Annotated in this window: 15 protein-coding genes and 1 tRNA gene; 8 read left to right on the forward strand and 8 right to left on the reverse strand. The window is 71.4% G+C overall.

Annotated features, from left to right (window positions below; genetic code table 11):
* Positions 1–263: 263 nt before the first annotated feature.
* Entirely contained in the window at positions 264–4,256 is a 3,993-nt protein-coding gene (locus tag ACT3TZ_RS06905; protein WP_444582667.1) for a Pls/PosA family non-ribosomal peptide synthetase, read from the forward strand.
* Positions 4,253–5,659: a M1 family metallopeptidase gene (locus ACT3TZ_RS06910; protein WP_444582668.1), complete on the forward strand. Its 1,407-nt coding sequence runs from the start codon at positions 4,253–4,255 to the stop codon at positions 5,657–5,659. Before ACT3TZ_RS06905 ends, ACT3TZ_RS06910 begins: the two co-directional genes overlap by 4 nt.
* Here the strand turns inward: ACT3TZ_RS06910 and ACT3TZ_RS06915 are convergent.
* The 3 genes from ACT3TZ_RS06915 to ACT3TZ_RS06925 all read right to left on the reverse strand — a co-directional run bounded on the left by ACT3TZ_RS06915 (position 5,589) and on the right by ACT3TZ_RS06925 (position 7,870).
* Entirely contained in the window at positions 5,589–6,371 is a 783-nt protein-coding gene (locus tag ACT3TZ_RS06915; protein ID WP_444582669.1) for a 4'-phosphopantetheinyl transferase family protein, read from the reverse strand. The genes ACT3TZ_RS06910 and ACT3TZ_RS06915 overlap by 71 nt on opposite strands.
* Before the next feature lie 296 nt (positions 6,372–6,667).
* The gene (locus tag ACT3TZ_RS06920; protein ID WP_444582670.1) at positions 6,668–7,657 is read right to left on the reverse strand and encodes an IS481 family transposase; all 990 of its coding nucleotides are present in this window, start codon (positions 7,655–7,657) and stop codon (positions 6,668–6,670) included.
* A gap of 140 nt (positions 7,658–7,797) precedes the next feature.
* Positions 7,798–7,870, reverse strand: a tRNA-Lys gene (locus ACT3TZ_RS06925).
* A gap of 100 nt (positions 7,871–7,970) precedes the next feature.
* Here ACT3TZ_RS06925 and ACT3TZ_RS06930 point away from each other — a divergent pair.
* The 4 genes from ACT3TZ_RS06930 (at position 7,971) to ACT3TZ_RS06945 (ending at position 10,996) form a co-directional block, all read left to right on the forward strand.
* A complete protein-coding gene (locus tag ACT3TZ_RS06930; protein WP_444582671.1) occupies positions 7,971–8,630 on the forward strand; it encodes an IMPACT family protein in 660 nt (219 codons plus the stop codon).
* Positions 8,631–8,763: 133 nt separating this feature from the next.
* Entirely contained in the window at positions 8,764–9,981 is a 1,218-nt protein-coding gene (locus ACT3TZ_RS06935) for an anion permease (RefSeq protein ID WP_444582672.1), read from the forward strand.
* A 2-nt stretch (positions 9,982–9,983) separates the two neighbouring features.
* The gene (locus ACT3TZ_RS06940; protein ID WP_444582673.1) at positions 9,984–10,268 is read left to right on the forward strand and encodes a hypothetical protein; all 285 of its coding nucleotides are present in this window, start codon (positions 9,984–9,986) and stop codon (positions 10,266–10,268) included.
* 23 nt (positions 10,269–10,291) lie between these two features.
* The gene (locus tag ACT3TZ_RS06945; RefSeq protein ID WP_444582674.1) at positions 10,292–10,996 is read left to right on the forward strand and encodes a DUF3349 domain-containing protein; all 705 of its coding nucleotides are present in this window, start codon (positions 10,292–10,294) and stop codon (positions 10,994–10,996) included.
* On the opposite strand, the gene ACT3TZ_RS06950 is transcribed toward ACT3TZ_RS06945, so the two are convergent.
* The 5 genes from ACT3TZ_RS06950 to nrdF all read right to left on the reverse strand — a co-directional run bounded on the left by ACT3TZ_RS06950 (position 10,906) and on the right by nrdF (position 14,778).
* The gene (locus tag ACT3TZ_RS06950) at positions 10,906–11,589 is read right to left on the reverse strand and encodes a hypothetical protein (protein WP_444582675.1); all 684 of its coding nucleotides are present in this window, start codon (positions 11,587–11,589) and stop codon (positions 10,906–10,908) included. The two genes, ACT3TZ_RS06945 and ACT3TZ_RS06950, sit on opposite strands and share 91 nt — an antisense overlap.
* A gap of 87 nt (positions 11,590–11,676) precedes the next feature.
* On the reverse strand, positions 11,677–12,300 hold the full coding sequence (locus ACT3TZ_RS06955; protein ID WP_444582676.1) for a hypothetical protein: 624 nt from the start codon (positions 12,298–12,300) through the stop codon (positions 11,677–11,679).
* 136 nt (positions 12,301–12,436) lie between these two features.
* Complete coding sequence (locus ACT3TZ_RS06960) at positions 12,437–12,721, reverse strand: GlsB/YeaQ/YmgE family stress response membrane protein (RefSeq protein WP_444582677.1); 285 nt, start codon at positions 12,719–12,721, stop codon at positions 12,437–12,439.
* 285 nt (positions 12,722–13,006) lie between these two features.
* Positions 13,007–13,588 (reverse strand): hypothetical protein, encoded by a 582-nt coding sequence (locus ACT3TZ_RS06965; RefSeq protein ID WP_444582678.1) that lies wholly within the window; start codon positions 13,586–13,588, stop codon positions 13,007–13,009.
* Positions 13,589–13,806: 218 nt separating this feature from the next.
* Positions 13,807–14,778, reverse strand: coding sequence for a class 1b ribonucleoside-diphosphate reductase subunit beta (gene nrdF / locus ACT3TZ_RS06970; protein ID WP_444582679.1), 972 nt, complete (start codon positions 14,776–14,778; stop codon positions 13,807–13,809).
* 301 nt (positions 14,779–15,079) lie between these two features.
* Between nrdF and ACT3TZ_RS06975 the strand changes: the two genes are divergently transcribed.
* Positions 15,080–15,862 carry a hypothetical protein gene (locus tag ACT3TZ_RS06975; protein ID WP_444582680.1) on the forward strand — a complete coding sequence of 261 codons (783 nt, stop codon included), beginning with the start codon at positions 15,080–15,082 and terminating at the stop codon, positions 15,860–15,862.
* Entirely contained in the window at positions 15,859–17,319 is a 1,461-nt protein-coding gene (locus ACT3TZ_RS06980) for a PGAP1-like alpha/beta domain-containing protein (RefSeq protein WP_444582681.1), read from the forward strand. The genes ACT3TZ_RS06975 and ACT3TZ_RS06980 overlap by 4 nt, the downstream gene beginning before the upstream one ends.
* The last annotated feature ends 45 nt before the right edge of the window (positions 17,320–17,364 follow it).

A 17,364-nucleotide genomic window follows, 5' to 3' on the forward strand; every position in this document is an offset into this window, starting at 1 on the left:
CGCCGGCCTGCTCACGCATGCCGGGATGGGTCGTCGCCGGATGGGATCGCGCGACGCGACGTGGGCACTGCCCGTCGCCCCCCGGACACCTCCGCGTCACCAGCTGTCGATACGGTGCGGCAGCGTCGCCCAGCCCAGTGCACACTGTCCGGGACGACTCGTGAGCCGCCGGACGTGCGTCGCACGGGTCCACGGTGACGACACCGGCCGCCCGTCCGCGGATCCGTGCGGTGGACAGCGAGACGAGGAGCAGACGAATCCCGATGCCTGACGTGTGGGACCGACGAGCACAGGCCGCCGCTCCGCGGACCCTGGTGGACATCCTCCACGAGAGCGCGCGCCTGCACCCCGACGCCTCCGCCCTCGAGGACACCCGCGGGGCCCTGAGCTACGCGGACCTCGTGCGCGAGGTCCACGCCACCGCCCGTGCCCTGCACGCCGCGGGCGTCCGGCGCGGCCAGCGGGTCGGGATCCGCATGCTGTCGGGCCAGCGGGAGCTGTACATCGGAATCCTGGCGGTGCTGGCGGCCGGGTGCGCGTACGTCCCCGTCGACGCCGACGACCCGCAGGAGCGGGCCGATCTGGTGTTCGGGGAGGCCCAGGTCGCGGGCGTCATCACCGGCTCGGGCCTGTTCGAGGCCTCTGCGGAGGGCTGCACCACCCGCCCCGTCATCGACGAGACGCCCGCGTCGCAGGACCCCTCCGTCGACCACACGCCGCTGCCGGACGACGACGGCGACCCCCACGACGACGCCGTCACCACCGCCCCGCTCCGGGACGACCAGGCCCCCGGGATCGAGGACGACGCCTGGATCATCTTCACCTCCGGCTCCACCGGGGTGCCCAAGGGCGTGGCCGTCACCCACCGCAACGCCGCCGCCTTCGTCGACGCCGAGGCCCGGCTGTTCTGCCAGGACCGGCCGCTGGGCCCCGAGGACCGCGTGCTCGCGGGCCTGTCGGTCGCCTTCGACGCCTCGTGCGAGGAGATGTGGCTGGCCTGGCGCTACGGCGCCTGCCTGGTGCCGGCGCCCCGCGCCCTCGTGCGCTCCGGCGAGGACCTCGGACCCTGGCTCATGGGCCACTCCATCACCGTCGTCTCGACCGTCCCGACCCTCGCGGCGCTGTGGCCCAAGGACACCGTCGAGCGGGTGCGCCTGCTGATCTTCGGCGGCGAGGCCTGCCCGCCCGAGCTCGTCGCGCGCCTGGTCGACGAGGACCGCGAGGTGTGGAACACCTACGGGCCCACCGAGGCCACCGTCGTGGCCTGCGCCGCCCTGATGCGTGCGGGCGAGCCCGTGCGGATCGGCCTGCCCCTGGACGGCTGGGCGCTCGCCGTGGTCGACACGGAGGGCCAGGAGGTGGCCCCGGGCGCCGAGGGGGAGCTCGTCATCGGCGGCGTGGGCCTGGCCCGCTACCTCGATCCCGCCAAGGACGCCGAGAAGTACGCCCCCATGCCCTCGCTCGGCTGGGACCGCGCCTACCGCTCCGGGGACATGGTCCGCGCCGACCCCGAGGGCCTCGTGTTCGTGGGCCGGGCCGACGACCAGGTCAAGGTCGGCGGGCGCCGCATCGAGCTGGGCGAGGTCGAGGCGGCCCTGCAGTCCGTGACCGGCGTGCAGGCCTCGGCCGTCGTCGTCCAGCGCACCGAGGGCGGCGTCAACGTGCTGGTGGGCTACCTCGTGCCCACCGAGGAGTTCGATCGCGGGCGCGTCCGCGAGGAGCTGCTGCAGTCCCTGCCGGCACCCCTGGTGCCGATGCTCGCGACCGTCGAGGACCTGCCCGTGCGCACCTCGGGGAAGGTCGACAAGGCGGCCCTGCCCTGGCCGCTGCCGCTGGCCGAGGGCGCCGAGAGCTCGCTGACCGGCACCGCCGCGTGGCTGGGCGAGCAGTGGGCGGCCGTCCTGGGCGTCCATCCCGAGGATGAGGACGCCGACTTCTTCCAGCTCGGCGGCGGCTCGCTCGCCGCCGCGCAGCTCGTCTCCCGGATCCGTGCCCGGGCGCCGGAGTTCACGATGGCCGACGTCTACGACCTGCCGCGCCTGCGCCGCATGGCCGCCGCCGTCGACGACGCCACCGAGGGATCCCTCGACCAGGCCTCCGCCGGCCGCTACACCTCGGCCCGCCCCACCCCGCGCCGCATGCAGATCCTGCAGATGGTCCTGGGCGTGCCGCTGTTCATCCTCAACGGCGCCCGCTGGGTGACGCTGCTGCTGGCGATCTGCTGGGTCCTGGGGCACCTCGACGGCTTCGCGGTGCTCCCGCAGGCGCCGTGGTGGGCGATCCTCGTGGGCCTGGCCCTGTTCTGCACTCCGTGGGGCCGGATGGGCATCTCCGCCGTCGCCGCCCGCCTGCTGCTGCGGGGGGTGAGGCCCGGCGACCACCCGCGCGGCGGCGGCGTGCACCTGCGGCTCTGGTTGGCAGAGCAGGTGGCGCGGCAGATCGACCCCATCGGCCTGGCGGGTGCCCCCTGGGTGAGCCTGTACGCGCGGGCGCTCGGCGCCCGGATCGGCAAGAACGTCGCCCTGCACTCCGTGCCGCCCGTGACCGGGATGCTGCGGATCGGCGACGGCGCCTCGATCGAGCCCGAGGTGGACCTGTCCGGCTATTGGATCGACGGCAACACCGTGCGGATCGGCCGGATCAGGATCGGCGCCGACGCCTCGGTGGGCGCACGGTCGACGCTCGCCCCGGGAACCCGGATCGGCAAGCACGCCGAGATCGCGCCGGCCTCGGCCGTGTTCGGCCGGGTCAGGGCGCACCAGCGCTGGGGCGGGTCCCCGGCCGCGCGGATCGGCCGCACCCGGGCCGCCGAGCAGCTCGGTGCGGCACCGGTGCATCGCCGCTGGCAGATCGCCTACGGGGTGTCCTCCGCGGCGCTCGGGCTGCTGCCGTTCGTCGCGATGGCCGTCGGCGCCCTGCCGATGCTCGCCGTCATGCGCCACGCCGACACCCTCATCGGGGCCTTCGGGCGGGCGTTCGCGCTCCTGATCCCCTCCGTGCTCGTGATGGGCCTGGTGTTCTGCCTGCTGGTGGTGGTGCTGGTGCGCCTGCTGGCGCTCGGCCTGCGCGAGGGACAGCACCCCGTGACCAGCCGCATCGCCTGGCAGGCGTGGACCACCGAGCGTCTGCTGGACTCCGCCCGGACCATCTGCTTCCCGATCTACTCCTCGATGTTCACCGCCGCCTGGCTGCGCCTGCTGGGCGCGACCGTCGGCAAGAACGTCGAGGCCTCGACGGTGCTGCTGATCCCCTCGATGACCACGATCGAGGACGGCGCCTTCCTGGCCGACGACACCATGGTCGCCACCTATGAGCTGCGCGGCGGGTGGATGCGCCTGGCCCCGGCCAAGATCGGCAAGCGCGCGTTCCTGGGCAACTCGGGGCTCGCCGCGGCAGGGCACCGGGTGCCCAAGAACTCGCTGGTCGCGGTGCTGTCGGTGGCCCCCGAGTCCGCCAAGGCCGGCTCCTCGTGGCTGGGGTCGCCCGCGGTGCGGCTGCGCCGCGTCGTCAACGACGCGGACCCCTCGCGCACGTACCGCCCCGCCGCCCGGCTGCGGGGCGCACGGGCGCTGTGGGAGGCCTGCCGGATCGTCCCCGTGTTCGTCACCTGCGGCCTGGGCCTGGCGGTGCTGGCGGTCCTCGCGCTGCTCGTCGAGCACCTGGGACTGATCCTGGCCGTGTGCCTGTCCGGCGCGGTGATGCTCGCGGCGGGCGTCGTCGCCGCCGCCGTCTCGACCGCGGCCAAATGGGTGTTCGTCGGCCCCATCCGCCCCGGGGAGCACACCCTGTGGTCCCACTTCGTGTGGCGCACCGAGGTGGCTGACACCTTCACCGAGATGGTCGCCGCTCCCTGGTTCGCGACGTCGGCCTCGGGCACGCCGGCACTGGTGCTGTGGTTGCGCACGCTGGGGGTGAAGATCGGCCGCGGTGTGTGGACGGACACGTACTGGCTGCCCGAGCCCGACCTCGTGACCTTGGGGGACGGTGTCACCGTCAACCGCGGTTGTGTGGTCCAGACGCATCTGTTCCATGATCGGGTGATGAGCATCGACACCGTCACCCTCCACGAGGGGGCGACCCTGGGCCCGCACAGCGTGATCCTCCCGGCCGCGAGCATCGGCGCGCACGCCACCGTGGGACCCGCCTCCCTCGTGATGCGCGGGGAGGACGTGCCCGTGGGCAGCCGCTGGAGCGGCAACCCGATCGGCCCCTGGCGCGCCGTGAAAGTCCGCGACTACCAGGCTCCCCGCCGATGAGCGAGCTGATCCCCGACGGACCTCGCGCCGCGGTCGAGGACCTCGTCTCCGGCGCCGCCGACCTCGCGCGCCGGACGGTCGATCCGATCCCCGCCGCGGATCCGTACACCCCGCACAGCGGCAGCAGCGTCTACGCCGTGGACCACTACGAGCTGGACCTGGACTACACGGTGTCCCGCAACCGCCTCAAGGGCACCGCCACGCTGCACGGCCACGCCCTGCAGGACACGACGTCGCTCGCCGTGGACCTCGGGAGCAACCTGCGGGTCTCCTCGGTGCGCTCCGGCGGGAAGCTCCGCCATGCGCACGTCGGATCCACGCTCGACGTGCAGCTGCCCGCGCCGCTGGCCGCCGGGGACCAGTTCACCCTGGAGATCGACTACGCGGGGAGCCCGCGCCCGCGCCGGAGTCGCTGGGGGACGATCGGCTGGGAGGAGCTGACCGATGGGGTGATCGTCGCGTCCCAGCCCACCGGGGCGCCGTCGTGGTTCCCCTGCAACGACCGGCCCTCCGACAAGGCGACCTACGCGATCACGGTGGCCACCGACCCCGGGTACACGGTCATCAGCGGCGCGCCGTCGCGACGGACCCGCCGCAAGGGCCGTGCCTGCTGGAGCTTCGCGCTGGACCGACCCACTGCCAGCTACCTCGTGAGCGTGCAGCTGGGGCGGTACCACCACGAGGACCGCCCGATGGGTTCGACGACGGGACGGCTGTACTTCCCGGGGGTGCACGGCCGACGGGTGCGGCACGACCTCGCCGAGCTGGGCGACATGATCACCCTCTTCGAGCGGCTGTTCGGCCCCTATCCCTTCGACGGCTACTCCGTGGTGGTCTGCGACGACGAGCTCGAGATCCCCGTCGAGGCACAGGCCATGGGCATCTTCGGCACCAACCACACCGACGGCCACCACGGCAGCGAGCGGCTGATCGCCCATGAGCTGGCGCATCAGTGGTTCGGCAACAGCGTGGGCCTGGCCCGCTGGCAGGACATCTGGCTCAACGAGGGCTTCGCCTGCTACGCCGAGTGGCTGTGGTCCGAGGGCTCCGGCGGCCCCAGCGTGCAGGCGCTCGTCGAGAAGCACCACGCGGGCCTGGCCGCCGCGCGCCAGGACCTCGTGATCGGGGATCCGGGACCGGCCGACATGTTCGACGACCGCGTCTACAAGCGCGGCGCGATCACCCTGCACGCGCTGCGGCTGCGGGTGGGTGACGAGGCGTTCTTCCGTCTCCTGCACACCTGGACGCAGCGTTTCGGCGGTCGCAGCGTGCGCACCGCGGACTTCACGGCGCTGGTCCGCGAGGTCACCGGCTGGGACGTCGCGGAGCTGTTCACCCAGTGGCTGGATCGGACGGCGCTGCCGCCGGTCCCGCACCCGGGAGTGCCGGCACCGCGAGGCTGACCACGTGCCCGGGGACCGCAGAGGTGGTGGCCACGTGCCAGCGGGCCGGGCTGTCGAGGACCGTGGCGAGATGCGGTGCGGGGGAGCGCCGGGCGCCGCCATCCACCCGGGGGCCTGCAGGCGCGATGTCCACCTGGTCCGGCGGGACCCGCAGCCCTCGACCATCGGCCTTGAGGACCGCCTCGATCCGCGTCCATCCTGCGAGGTCGGGCGCCGGATGCGGGGCGAACAGCGGCGCGAGGCGGTCGGCCAGGGTGGCGTCCGCGTCCTGGTCGAGCCGTTCGACGTCCACGCCGATGCCGCCGAGCGGCGCGGTGCGGTCCGCGCGCAGGGCCACCACCACGAGGTCTGCGGCGTAGGAGACGCTGACGGTGAAGGGCGGCTCCGCGCGGACCGCGCCGTGGACGCCGCCGCAGTGGATGCAGGGGCTGCTGAGCGTCAGGGTGGCACCGGGCAGGACGGATGCGGCGAGGTCGGCTAGGAGCAGGCGCCCTGCGGCGAAGCGCGCCGCGCGGCCCGGGGGGAGGGCGCGCCAGCGGGTGAGGGTCTCGGGACCCAGGGCCGCGATGCGGGCGGTCAGGGCGGGGTCCTGGGCGTCGTCCGTGCCGGGATGGACGGAGCCCCAGTCCAGGTGGGTGCCCAGCAGACGGGCCGTCCGGGCATCGGGGACCCCGGGCTCGGAGACGGCGGAAAGTGGGTCCGGGGATGTCATCGGGCCATCCTGGGTGGTCGCGTTGCGTCGCGCGCACGTGATGCCGGGTCCCACCGACGCGTGCATAGAGGCGTCCGCGACGGCAGCATCATCGGACGGGAGGAGGTCCGACGGGGCACGCCGCGCCGGCGGTCATCGTCCCTCGCGCCGTCCCGAGGTCCCTCCTTCTGCTGCCGCGTGCGCTGATCCGTGACGGGCCGGTCCCCGCGGGTTCCGACCATGACGACGATCGGAGGACTCGCGGGAGGGTGTGTGTTCGTTGCGCGCGAGCAACGGTCGGACGGCACGAGCTCAGGCTAGCTGTATGAGGTCATGACGTTGTCGACACGTTCGTGGACTCGGGTGGCCGGGGGCTGATCGGCGCAGGCGGTGTGCGGCCGATGATAGTTGTAGTGGTGGACCCAGATGTTGATCGCTTCGCGCCGTTCGTCTTCGGAGTAGAAGGCGTGGGCGTAGAGGCATTCCTCGGAGAGGATCCGCTGGTAGCGCTCGACTTTTCCGTTGTGTCGGGGCGTGTAGGGCCGAGTCCTTTGATGCCGCGACGCGTGCGCGGTCACAGTGCGAACGAAGGTCTTCGCGCGGTAGTTGGAGCCGTTGTCGGTGACCACCCGGACCAGGCGAGTGATGCCGTGAGCGGCGAAGAAGGCCCTGGCCCGGGCGAAGAAGGCGATGGTGGTTGCCGCGGTCTCGTTCTCCAGGGCTTCGGTGTAGGCGAGGCGGGAGTAGCCGTCGATCGCGGAGTGCAGGTAGGTGTAGCCCACGCGCTGGTGACGTGTTCGGGTGCTGCCTCGGCCGTGGAGTCGCCAGCCGCCACCGGCGGGGATCTGGCCGACCTTCTTTACGTCCAGGTGGAGCATGTGGCCCGGGAAACGGGCGATGATCTTCCCGCTGTGGCGGTTGTTCTCGCCGGTGGGGTCGAGGTCACGGCGGCGGGAGATCCCGAGGCGCTGCAGCCACCTGCCGATGGTGCGGACGCAGTAGTGGTGGCCGCGGCTGGCGAGCTCGAGAGCGATGCGGCGGGCGGACCATTTGCGGTCTCGTCGCCAGGCGTCGATGAGCTCGAGGACGTCGATCGGCAGTCGCGAGGGCCGGCGAGCCGGAGCGCTGGTGCGGTCCTGGAGAGCTTCGATGCCGTCGTCGCGGTAGCGGTGCACCCACTTCGTCAGAGTCGAGCGGGCGATGCCGGCTTCGGCGGCGACGTGGGCGATGGGTCGGCCATCATCTTCGACACGTTGGACCAGGCGGAGTCTTCCGGCAGGGGTCAGCGGCGAATTACGGTGGGTCATGGAACGGGTCTCTTCCAGCAGATGAATGGCTTCAGCACCACCCATCGTGCCGGTCAGGGACCCGTTCCTTCATCCCCGATCCGTGACTGCAACGTCATGACCCGCAACACCTAGGGGAACCTTCCCGGTCTGACCTGCGGTGGGCCCCGTGGGGATCGAACCCACGACCCGCGGATTAAAAGTCCGATGCTCTACCGACTGAGCTAGAGGCCCCGACCCGCCGAGCGGGCCGTCCCATGCTACCGGCGCAGCCCCTCCCCCACGCACCAGACCACCACCAGGTCAGCACCTCCCTCACACCTAGACTCATCCCATGCCCGACCCTCTCGTCCTCGCCGCCGACGTCGAGGCCGAGCACGTCGAGAAGCGCTCCCGCTTCCACACCCGCTTGCACCGCGTGACCTCCCTCGATGACGTCGACCGTCACCTCCGCCAGGCCCGCCTCGACCACCCCGACGCCCGCCACCGCTGCACGGCCCTGGTCATCGGCGGCACGGACGACGCCCCGCCCGTGCACCGGTCCAGCGATGACGGCGAACCCTCCGGCACCGCGGGCGTCCCGATGCTGCAGTCCCTCCTGCACGCCCACCTCACCGACACCCTGGCCATCACCATCCGCTACTTCGGCGGGATCAAGCTCGGCGCGGGCGGCCTGGTCCGGGCGTACACCGCGAGCGTCGAGCGCGCCATCTCCGCAGCGACGCTCCTGCGCCGGGCCACCCTGGCGGTCGCCCGCATCGAGGTGGCCCTCGCCGACGCCGGTACCGCCGAGCACGCCGTCCGCACCTGGGCCGACGCCCACGACGCCACCGTCGAGCCCACGGAGTACGGCGCACGGGGCGCCGTCCTCACGGTGCTCGTCGACCCCGAGCTCGTCGACGCGCTGGCGTCCGACACCGCCCGCTGGTCCTCCGGCAGGGCGCACCTGGAGCGGGCAGGGACCACCACCGCGGACGTCCCCCTGCACGCCTGAGATCACCCGGCCCAGGCACGGTGAGATCCCCACCACCTCCCACGCACGAAACCCCCGCATCTCCGGTGAACGCCAGATGAACTCCCCCGACCCGAGGGATCCTTTCGTCCCCAGCAGGAGCATCCTGGTCGCCATGACCGGTGAGCTCGTCATCCTCCTCCTCCTCATCGTCACCGCGGTGGCGTTCGACTTCACCAACGGCTTCCACGACACCGGGAACGCCATGGCCACGTCGATCGCCACGGGTGCCCTCAAGCCCAAGACCGCGGTGGCGCTGTCCGCGGCCCTCAACCTCGTCGGCGGTTTCCTCTCCGTCGAGGTCGCCGTCACCGTCACCACAGCGGTGCTCAAGATCCAGAACTCCGACACCGGGGCGCTGATACCCGGCCTCGACGCGGAGACGGCGATGTTCATCATCTTCGCCGGCCTCGTCGGCGGCATCCTCTGGAACCTCGCGACCTGGCTGTTCGGCCTGCCGTCCTCCTCCTCCCACGCCCTGTTCGGCGGCCTCTTGGGCGCCGGCCTCGCGGCACTCGGGGTCTCCGGGATCAACTGGGACGGCCTGGCCTCCAAGGTCGTCATCCCCGCCCTGCTGTCCCCCTTCATCGCCTGCCTCATCGCGGCGATCGGCGTGTGGCTGGTGTTCCGCGTCACCCGCAACGTCCGCGAGGCCCGCCGCGAGCGCGGCTTCCGGTACGGGCAGATCGCCACGGCCTCCCTCGTGTCCCTGGCCCACGGCACCGGCGACGCGCAGAAGACCATGGGCGTCATCGCCCTGGGCCTCATCGCCCACGGCTCCCTCTCCGACCAGCAGATCCTCGACGACGGCCTGCCCGTGTGGATCATCGTCCTGTGCGCCGGCGCGATCGCGCTGGGCACCTACCTGGGCGGCTGGCGGATCATCCGCACCCTGGGCAAGGGCCTCGTGGAGCTCGACTCCCCGCAGGGCATGGCCGCCGAGGCCTCCTCGGCCGCGATCATCCTCACCTCGAGCCACCTGGGCATGGCCCTGTCGACCACCCACGTGGCCACCGGCTCCATCATCGGCTCCGGTGTGGGCCGCCCCGGCGCCAAGGTGCGTTGGGGCGTGGCCGGGCGCATGGTCGTGGGCTGGCTGCTGACGCTGCCTGCCGCCGCGATCGTCGGCGCCATCACCTACGTCATCGGCCATCTCGTCGGCGGCGTCGGCGGGGCCCTGCTGGTCTTCGCGCTGCTGCTCGCGGCCGGCGGGTTCATCTACTACCGGTCCCAGCAGCAGAAGGTGGACCACAACAACGTCAACGCCGACTGGGACGGGGAGCAGGCCGAAGGGTCCGCTCACGTCGAGGTCGCGACCTCGAAGGGCGCCTGATCATGAGCATCGACTTCGCCTCCATCGCATCCAGCACCCTCAGCGTCGTCGTCGTCGGGGTCCTGCTCGGCGCAGGTCTGCCGCTGCTGTTCTCCCTCGGGATCGTCCTGCAGGACAAGGGCGCCGGCGGCGAGCACCGCGACGGCACCATCACCGCGCCCAACCCCGCGGCCCGCTTCGGCGCCTGGGCGATCTTCGTGGCCGTCGGCCTCATCGTGCTCTACGGTCTGCTGTTCCTGACCCACAAGAGCATCGACCACTACCTCGGGATCACCCTCCCCTTCTGACCCTCCTCCCCGGACGGAACCTCATGCCCAGCCCCCTGACCCGCGTCCTCGACTGGTTGCGCGCCGGCTACCCCGATGGGGTCCCCGCCACCGACGTCGTCCCGCTCCTGGCCCTGCTCACCCGCACCCTGCGCCCCGAGGAGGTCGAGCAGATCGCGTCCACCGTGATCCGCGAGAACCCTGATGGGGACTTCGGTCCGGCCGATGTCCGGGGCGTCATCGAACGCCTCAAGGACGATGCCGTGACGTCCGCCGACGTCCGCAAGGTCGCCGCACGGCTCGCATCGGTGGGGTGGCCGCTCAGCGACACCCCGGACCCCACCACCCCGGAGCAGCCCGCCCCGGCGGCGGACCTCCCCGCGTCGCCGGCCGGCACCGCCCCGAATGCCCCCGGCGCCGTGCCGGCCCCGAGTCCCGCTGGCTCCGTTCCCGCCCCCGACGGCCTGGCCCAGCGCATCCTCGCCTGGCTCACCGCCGGCTACCCCGAGGGCATCCCCCCGACGGACCGGGTGCCGCTCATGGCGCTCCTGGAGCGACGCCTCACCGATGCCGAGGTCGCCGAGATCGCCGAGCGCCTCGTGGGCAACGCCCACGGCGACGGCATCCAGCGGGCCGACGCCGGAAGCCTCATCACCCGCTACACGGACGAGCTGCCCAGCGACACCGATCTCTCACGGGTCGCATCCGAGCTCGCCGCCAAGGGCTGGCCGCTGCTGCCGCAGCGCTGATCCTCCGGGCGGGGCCTCGGTGCCCCGCCCATGGCCCCCGCGCACCCCTCTGGTGCGACCCAGGGCACCGAGCCGAGGCGCCACGCCGTGGGTGGGCCGGGGCGCGTCCCCGACAGGTCTGGCCGGTCCCTGCGCGAGAGCGCTCCTGTGACCCACAGGATCAGGCCCACCAGGGCGACCAGCAGACCGGCCCCGATGCCGATCACGAGCACCACGATCCCGAGGATCGCCGCGATCCAGGCGCCGATCGAACGGGGCTCGGCGGCCACCAGGTCGTCGGCATCGACGCAGCTCACGGTGTAGCGGCCGGCCTGCGGGGCGGTGAACTCGGCGAAGGCGACCCAGTCGGGCAGGGAGGACGGCGCGGCCCAGGTGTCGATGGGCACATACTGGCCGTCCCGCGTGACGGAGCAATCCGGGGAGAGCCGTCCGGCGCTCTTGTACAGCCGCACGGTCTGCTCGGCCCCGAGCGTCAGCTCGACGCTGTCGCGGAAGTGGATGCCGTCCCCGTCGACGTCGGTGATGCTCTCGACGCCGCACACGGTGAGGATCGCACCCAGGGCACCGGAGACCAGGACGATCACCGCGCCCACGGCTGCGGTGATCCAGCCGGATCTGCGAGTCCGGCGCCTCGCACCCGTGCCGGGACGGTCATCGCCGCTCCCCCGCTCCCTCCGGTCTCAGAACCCTGGGGTCCGCTTGGCCTGGCTGCGGCCGATCAGCAGCAGGATCACGCCGACGACGAGGAGCAGCAGGCCAAGGCCGCCGACGAACACGCCGATCAGGATCCCGCCGACCGCGGAGAAGATCCCCCCGATGGACAGGGGCTCGGCGGCGAGGACCTCGGTCTCGTCGCTGCAGGTGATCGTGTAGGTGCCGGCCCTGGTCGCGGTGAACATGTCGAAGGACCGCCAGCCGTTGATCGTGCTGGACTGCGAGGGGCCGCCGACGGGCTCGTCACCGTTCTCGTCGGTCACCTCGCACAGCGGCGCCACGTCGTTGCGGTGCACGTACAGCTGCACCTGCTGCCCCGTCTCGAGGGTGAGCTCCGTGCTGCCGGTGAACCGGGTGCCGTCCTCGACGACCCCCGTGACCTGGCTGAATCCGACGACGGACAGGATCGTGCCCGCCGCGATCCCCAGGACCAGGATGATCCCTCCGACGATGGTCAGGATCCTGCCCGCTCGGATCAGCCCGGATCCCGGTGCTCGCATCGGCGTCGTCATCGTGTCCCCCTGGATCGTGGTGGCCCGTGCGCGGGCCAGGATCGTGATGGCCCGGTCGTGGGCCGCACGTCTCGGCACGTGACGCGCGCGCCACGTCGCCGACCCCGAGTCTACGGACGGCCCCCGACGGACGCACGGCACCGGTCCCGAACGCGACGGCACGCCGCCACCCCGAGGGGGGTGACGGCGTGCCGCACGGTGGGACGAGGCCCGATCAGGCCTTGTTCTTGGTCACCGCTCCGTAGATCACCATGACGATGATCGCGCCGACGACCGACAGGACGATCGTCCAGATGCTCCACGGATCCGAGAAGACGCCGGAGACGCCCTTGGACCCGAAGAGACCGCCGATGAAGCCGCCGACGAGGGCGCCGATGACGCCCAGGACGATGGTCGAACCCAGACCCATCGCCTGCTTGCCCGGCATGATCGCTCGGGCGATGAGGCCGATGACGGCCCCGATGATCAGCCACGAGATCAGTGCTCCGATGAAGCCCATTGCACTCACTCCTGTTCACGTTCGTGACGGCGCATCTCGCCGCCTATGCCCCCGGTCTATCACCGATTCGTGGGCGGAGATACACGCTCGGGGCTTTCAGGGCACTGTCAGGCGTAGGACGGGCTCCGCCCAGACCGACCGCGTGGTCGAGCGTGAGGGACCGGGCACATTGCTCGCATCGCACCATCCGGCCCGACGGTGGGGTCGCTCGGGCCTGCATGGGCACCGCTTCGACCGTCGCACCCAGGGCACGCCTCCCAGGTCCCGCGCGGCATCAGGGGGCTGTCAGCCGCCCGCGGTCGGGCCCACGGCCTTGCGCCGACCCACCAGGCCCAGGGTCAGCCCCAACACCACGAGGAGCACGCCGCATGCCGCGAACACGATGCTCAGCACGATCACCATCCACGAGAGCGCCACGAACGCAGGCGTGAGCGGCGAGGCGATCAGCATGGAATCACCGTCCCCACAGCTCATCGAGTAGGTGCCCGCGTGCTGGGCGGTGAAGGAGAACTCCAGGCTCCAGTCACCCACCGTCACACCGGAGGCGTGCACGACATCCACATCCTGGCCCTGGGGGTCGACGATGTCGCAGATCGCCATGGACCCGCTCTCGGGACGGTACAAGCCCACCGCCTGTCCTCCCGCGAGGTCGAACTGCGTGGACGTCGTGAACGGAACCCCCTCGGATTCCACCACCGCCATCTTCGCGTGGAGGTCGACCGCCCGGTGCGTCCCGATGGCCGCGCTCGGCACGAAGACCACGAGGCCGAGGATCAGCAGAACCTTCCCGGCGCGGCGCAAGGACCATCCCGGCGCGGTCGCGGCGCGATGGCGCTTGGTGCCGGAGGGATCGTGCTGGGTGTTCACGAGGCGGGCTCCGGAGGATCGTGGCGGACGGGGATCTGATCGTCACGACGATAGGTGATGGGCCCACAGGTCGCCAGTGGTGCGGCCTCCGCCTCAGGCCCCTGCCTGCGCAGGTTCACCCATGGCGGGACATCACCGCGTGACCGACCGGCGGCCTCCTCCCGCACCCGGCCGGTCCGCGATACAGGAGCATCGTCCCGTTCCCGCGGCAGGCGGGTTCAGAAGTCCCAGTCGTCGTCCTCGGTCTCGACGGCCTTGCCCATGACGTAGCTGGAGCCGCTGCCGGAGAAGAAGTCGTGGTTCTCGTCGGCGTTCGGGGACAGCGCCGCGAGGATCGCCGGGTTCACCTCGGTGGCGTCGGCCGGGAACATGCCCTCGTAGCCCAGGTTCATGAGCGCCTTGTTGGCGTTGTACCGCAGGAACGCCTTGACGTCCTCGGTCCAGCCCACCGGGTCGTAGAGATCCTCGGTGTACTCCTCCTCGTTGTCGTACAGGTCCAGCAGCAGCGAGAACGTGTAGTCCTTGAGCTCCTGGCGACGCTCCGGGGAGGCCTTCTCCATGGCCTTCTGGAACTTGTAGCCGATGTAATAGCCGTGCACGGCCTCGTCGCGGATGATCAGGCGGATCACGTCGGCGGTGTTGGTCAGCTCGCCGTGGCTGGACCAGTACATCGGCAGGTAGAAGCCGGAGTAGAACAGGAAGGACTCCAGCAGCGTCGAGGCGACCTTGCGCTTCTCCGGGTCGTCCCCCTGGTAGTAGCCCATGACGATCTGGGCCTTCTTCTGCAGCGGCCCGTTGTGCTCGCTCCAGCGGAACGCCTCGTCGATCTGCTTGGTCGAGCACAGCGTCGAGAAGATCGAGGAGTAGGACTTCGCGTGCACGCTCTCCATGAACGCGATGTTCGTGTAGACGGCCTCCTCGTGCGGGGTGATCGCATCGGGGATCAGCGACACGGCTCCCACGGTGCCCTGCACGGTGTCCAGCAGCGTCAGGCCCGTGAACACGCGCATGGTCAGCGTCTGCTCGAGCTCGGTGAGCCGGCCCCAGGAGGGGATGTCGTTGGACACCGGGACCTTCTCGGGGAGCCAGAAGTTGCCGGTCAGGCGATCCCAGACCTCGTCGTCCTTGGGGTCGATGAGCCGGTTCCAGTTGATGGCCTGGACCGAGTGCTTTAGGTGGTCGGAGTTCACCGGGGCCTCACGTTTCGCTGGGAGCTGCACAGGGACGGGCCGGGACCAAGGGGCGGGCGAGCCGGCTGAAGGGCTCTGCCGGTCCGCGGCGCGGGGTCCAGTCTAGGGCCGCGCCGCGCTGCGATCGGGGGACCTCGTGCGCGACGGGGCGTCGGACACCTCACGGTCACCGGCACCGGCTCGGGCAGCCGCGGGCGCACGGGCGAGGACCCGCCGGAGCGATGGGGAGTCGTCCCCATCGACGCAGATCGGATGGATTCCTAGAGTCTCGGGCATCAGCCATCGCACAGGGGAGACGAGCATGCCGGACAACCTCGAACACCTCGACCTCACGCCACGCGTGCAGTCGCTGCCAGGGCCCGCGCGGATCGTCCGCATCTCCGCGGCATCGTGGGAATGGCTCAGTCACAGCTGCGGGCCGGATGGGACACCGGCCCCGGCAGAGCAGCCGGCGCTCGATGATCTCGTGGTCGCCGGGATCCTCGACGACGACGGCATCGACGAGCAGTGGGCCGCGTCGATCGCCTCGGCCCTGCGGACCCCGGTGAGCATCGCCCTGGTGTGCGTCGACGGGGACGACGCCTGGATCACGACGCTGTACGTCGCCGGTCGGCGTCTCGTGATCCTCGACCGCGTCCGGGAGGCGTCCGCGAGCGCGGACAGGATGCACCTGGGTCGGGCCAGCAGCGCGGTCACTCTCGCGGTCACCGACATCGCCTGGTTCAGTGCCACGGTCGAAGCGCTCGTGCCGCGGCGTCGGGCATTCCTCACTCCGGGGCGTGAGCCCGCAGGCGCTCCCCCGGCTGCCTTCGATCCGGCCGCGCTGCTCGACGCACCGGCCGTCGCCGAGGTGCAGGCCCTCGTCACGAGCGCCGCCCTGCCCGAGATGCCCGAGGTCCGTGATCACAGCTGGTACGCGCTCGGTGCCGACGGCGACGTGCTGGCGGAGCTCTGCCGCACCGACGGGACGGTCACCTTGGAACCGGCCTTCGCCGGCGCGTTCTCCACGGTGCTCAAGACCGACCTCGTCACCGCGATCCGCCAGACCGAGAAGGCTCTGGCCGGGCAGGAGCGTGCGGCATGAGCGGCTTCCTGGGGATGGACACGGACGCGGCGCGTGGTCACGCGGACCAGCTCGTGGCCGCCTCCGGCCGCCTGGGCGATCTCCTGGACGACCTGGACGCGACCGTCGGGGCCGTCGACTGGCAGGGACCGGATGCGGACAGCTTCCGTGAGCACTGGGGCAGCACCCGCCAGACGGCCGTGCCCCTCGGTGACGAGCTGCGTGCCGCCGCACAGGCGCTCGGTGCCCAGGCCGACGAGCAGGATCAGGTCTCCTCCGGGGACGACGACGGTGGGGGCGGCTTCCTCGACTGGCTCGGGGACGTCGGCAGCGGGTTCCTCGACTGGCTGGGCGACGTCGGAAGCACGGTCATCGACGCCATCGGCGATGGCCTGTCATGGATCGGCGACCGGGCGGGCGAGTTCTGGAACGGCTTCGTCGACTACCTCGGCACGGCGTGGGGCAACATCCAGGAGCTGTGGAGATCTGCCTCGGGACTGGTCTGGAACACGCTCGAGGCAATCGTCACCGGTGATTGGCCGCGCCTGATCTCGACCCTGGCCGGGGTCGTGGACGTCGCCGCCGATGTCGTCAACACGGCGTTCCACCTGCTCACCGGGTACGACCTGCACCTCTTCGACGACGGGACCGGCTACGCCGACCACCCCGTCCCCGTGGCCGACGGCGACGGAAGGTTCGGGGCGCCGGCGAATCTCGCGGAGATCATGGACAACTCCGTCGCCTCCTACGGCCCCAAGGACACCGGCGAGATCTCGATGTCCGTCGTGGGCGGCGACCCGCCCACGGGCGTCATCGTGAACATCCCCGGGACCGAGCCCTGGTCTCCGTTCGCCGGGGACAACCCGCTGGACCTCTCCGGGAACGTCGCCCAGGCAGGTCCGAACGGATGGTCGGCGGGCTCGCAGGCCACGGGGGACGCGATCCGCCAGCTGTATGCCGACAACAACATCCCTCCCGGCACCCCGCTGATGCTCAACGGACACTCCCAGGGCGGCATGGTCGCCACGAGCCTGGCGGCCAACCCCGATTTCATGTCGGAGTTCAACGTCACCAACGTGATGACGTTCGGGTCGCCCGTGGACAACTATGCCGTTCCCTCCGACGTGCACGTGATCAACATCCAGCACGCCGCGGACCTCGTTCCGCGACTGGATGCCGAGGGTCAGGGCCTGCAGCTCGTGCCGGGACTGGATCCGTCGGGCATCCGGGAGGGGCTCGCCAACCACAACTTCGGCTCCGGCAACACCACCACCGTGACGCTCCCCAACCGTGGTCCCATCTGGGATCTCGGGGCCAATCACGACGGCGGCGGATACGTGCAGAGCGTGTCGGACCAGCTCGCGATCCCGACGTCCCAGCTTGCCGAGCTCCAGCGGGACCCGAGCCTGATCCCGTTCCTCACCTCGGACGACACCCAGGTGCAGCACTACACTGCGGAGCTGCACCGGGAGAACTGACGGAGGCATCCATGCCGACATCGCCGTGGGGCCGGATGCGTCCCC

The sequence above is a fragment of the Brachybacterium sp. AOP25-B2-12 genome, from assembly GCF_052378625.1.
Lineage (GTDB): Bacteria > Actinomycetota > Actinomycetes > Actinomycetales > Dermabacteraceae > Brachybacterium.

Excerpts from the sequence above, each read along its gene's own strand:
- ACT3TZ_RS06975 (WP_444582680.1), top strand. The coding sequence starts at position 15,080 with ATGCCGGACAACCTCGAACACCTCGACCTCACGCCACGCGTGCAGTCG.
- ACT3TZ_RS06915 (WP_444582669.1), bottom strand. The coding sequence starts at position 6,371 with ATGACATCCCCGGACCCACTTTCCGCCGTCTCCGAGCCCGGGGTCCCC.
- ACT3TZ_RS06935 (WP_444582672.1), top strand. The coding sequence starts at position 8,764 with ATGACCGGTGAGCTCGTCATCCTCCTCCTCCTCATCGTCACCGCGGTG.
- ACT3TZ_RS06980 (WP_444582681.1), top strand. The coding sequence starts at position 15,859 with ATGAGCGGCTTCCTGGGGATGGACACGGACGCGGCGCGTGGTCACGCG.
- ACT3TZ_RS06910 (WP_444582668.1), top strand. The coding sequence starts at position 4,253 with ATGAGCGAGCTGATCCCCGACGGACCTCGCGCCGCGGTCGAGGACCTC.
- ACT3TZ_RS06920 (WP_444582670.1), bottom strand. The coding sequence starts at position 7,657 with ATGACCCACCGTAATTCGCCGCTGACCCCTGCCGGAAGACTCCGCCTG.
- ACT3TZ_RS06940 (WP_444582673.1), top strand. The coding sequence starts at position 9,984 with ATGAGCATCGACTTCGCCTCCATCGCATCCAGCACCCTCAGCGTCGTC.
- ACT3TZ_RS06930 (WP_444582671.1), top strand. The coding sequence starts at position 7,971 with ATGCCCGACCCTCTCGTCCTCGCCGCCGACGTCGAGGCCGAGCACGTC.
- ACT3TZ_RS06905 (WP_444582667.1), top strand. The coding sequence starts at position 264 with ATGCCTGACGTGTGGGACCGACGAGCACAGGCCGCCGCTCCGCGGACC.
- ACT3TZ_RS06945 (WP_444582674.1), top strand. The coding sequence starts at position 10,292 with ATGCCCAGCCCCCTGACCCGCGTCCTCGACTGGTTGCGCGCCGGCTAC.
- ACT3TZ_RS06960 (WP_444582677.1), bottom strand. The coding sequence starts at position 12,721 with ATGGGCTTCATCGGAGCACTGATCTCGTGGCTGATCATCGGGGCCGTC.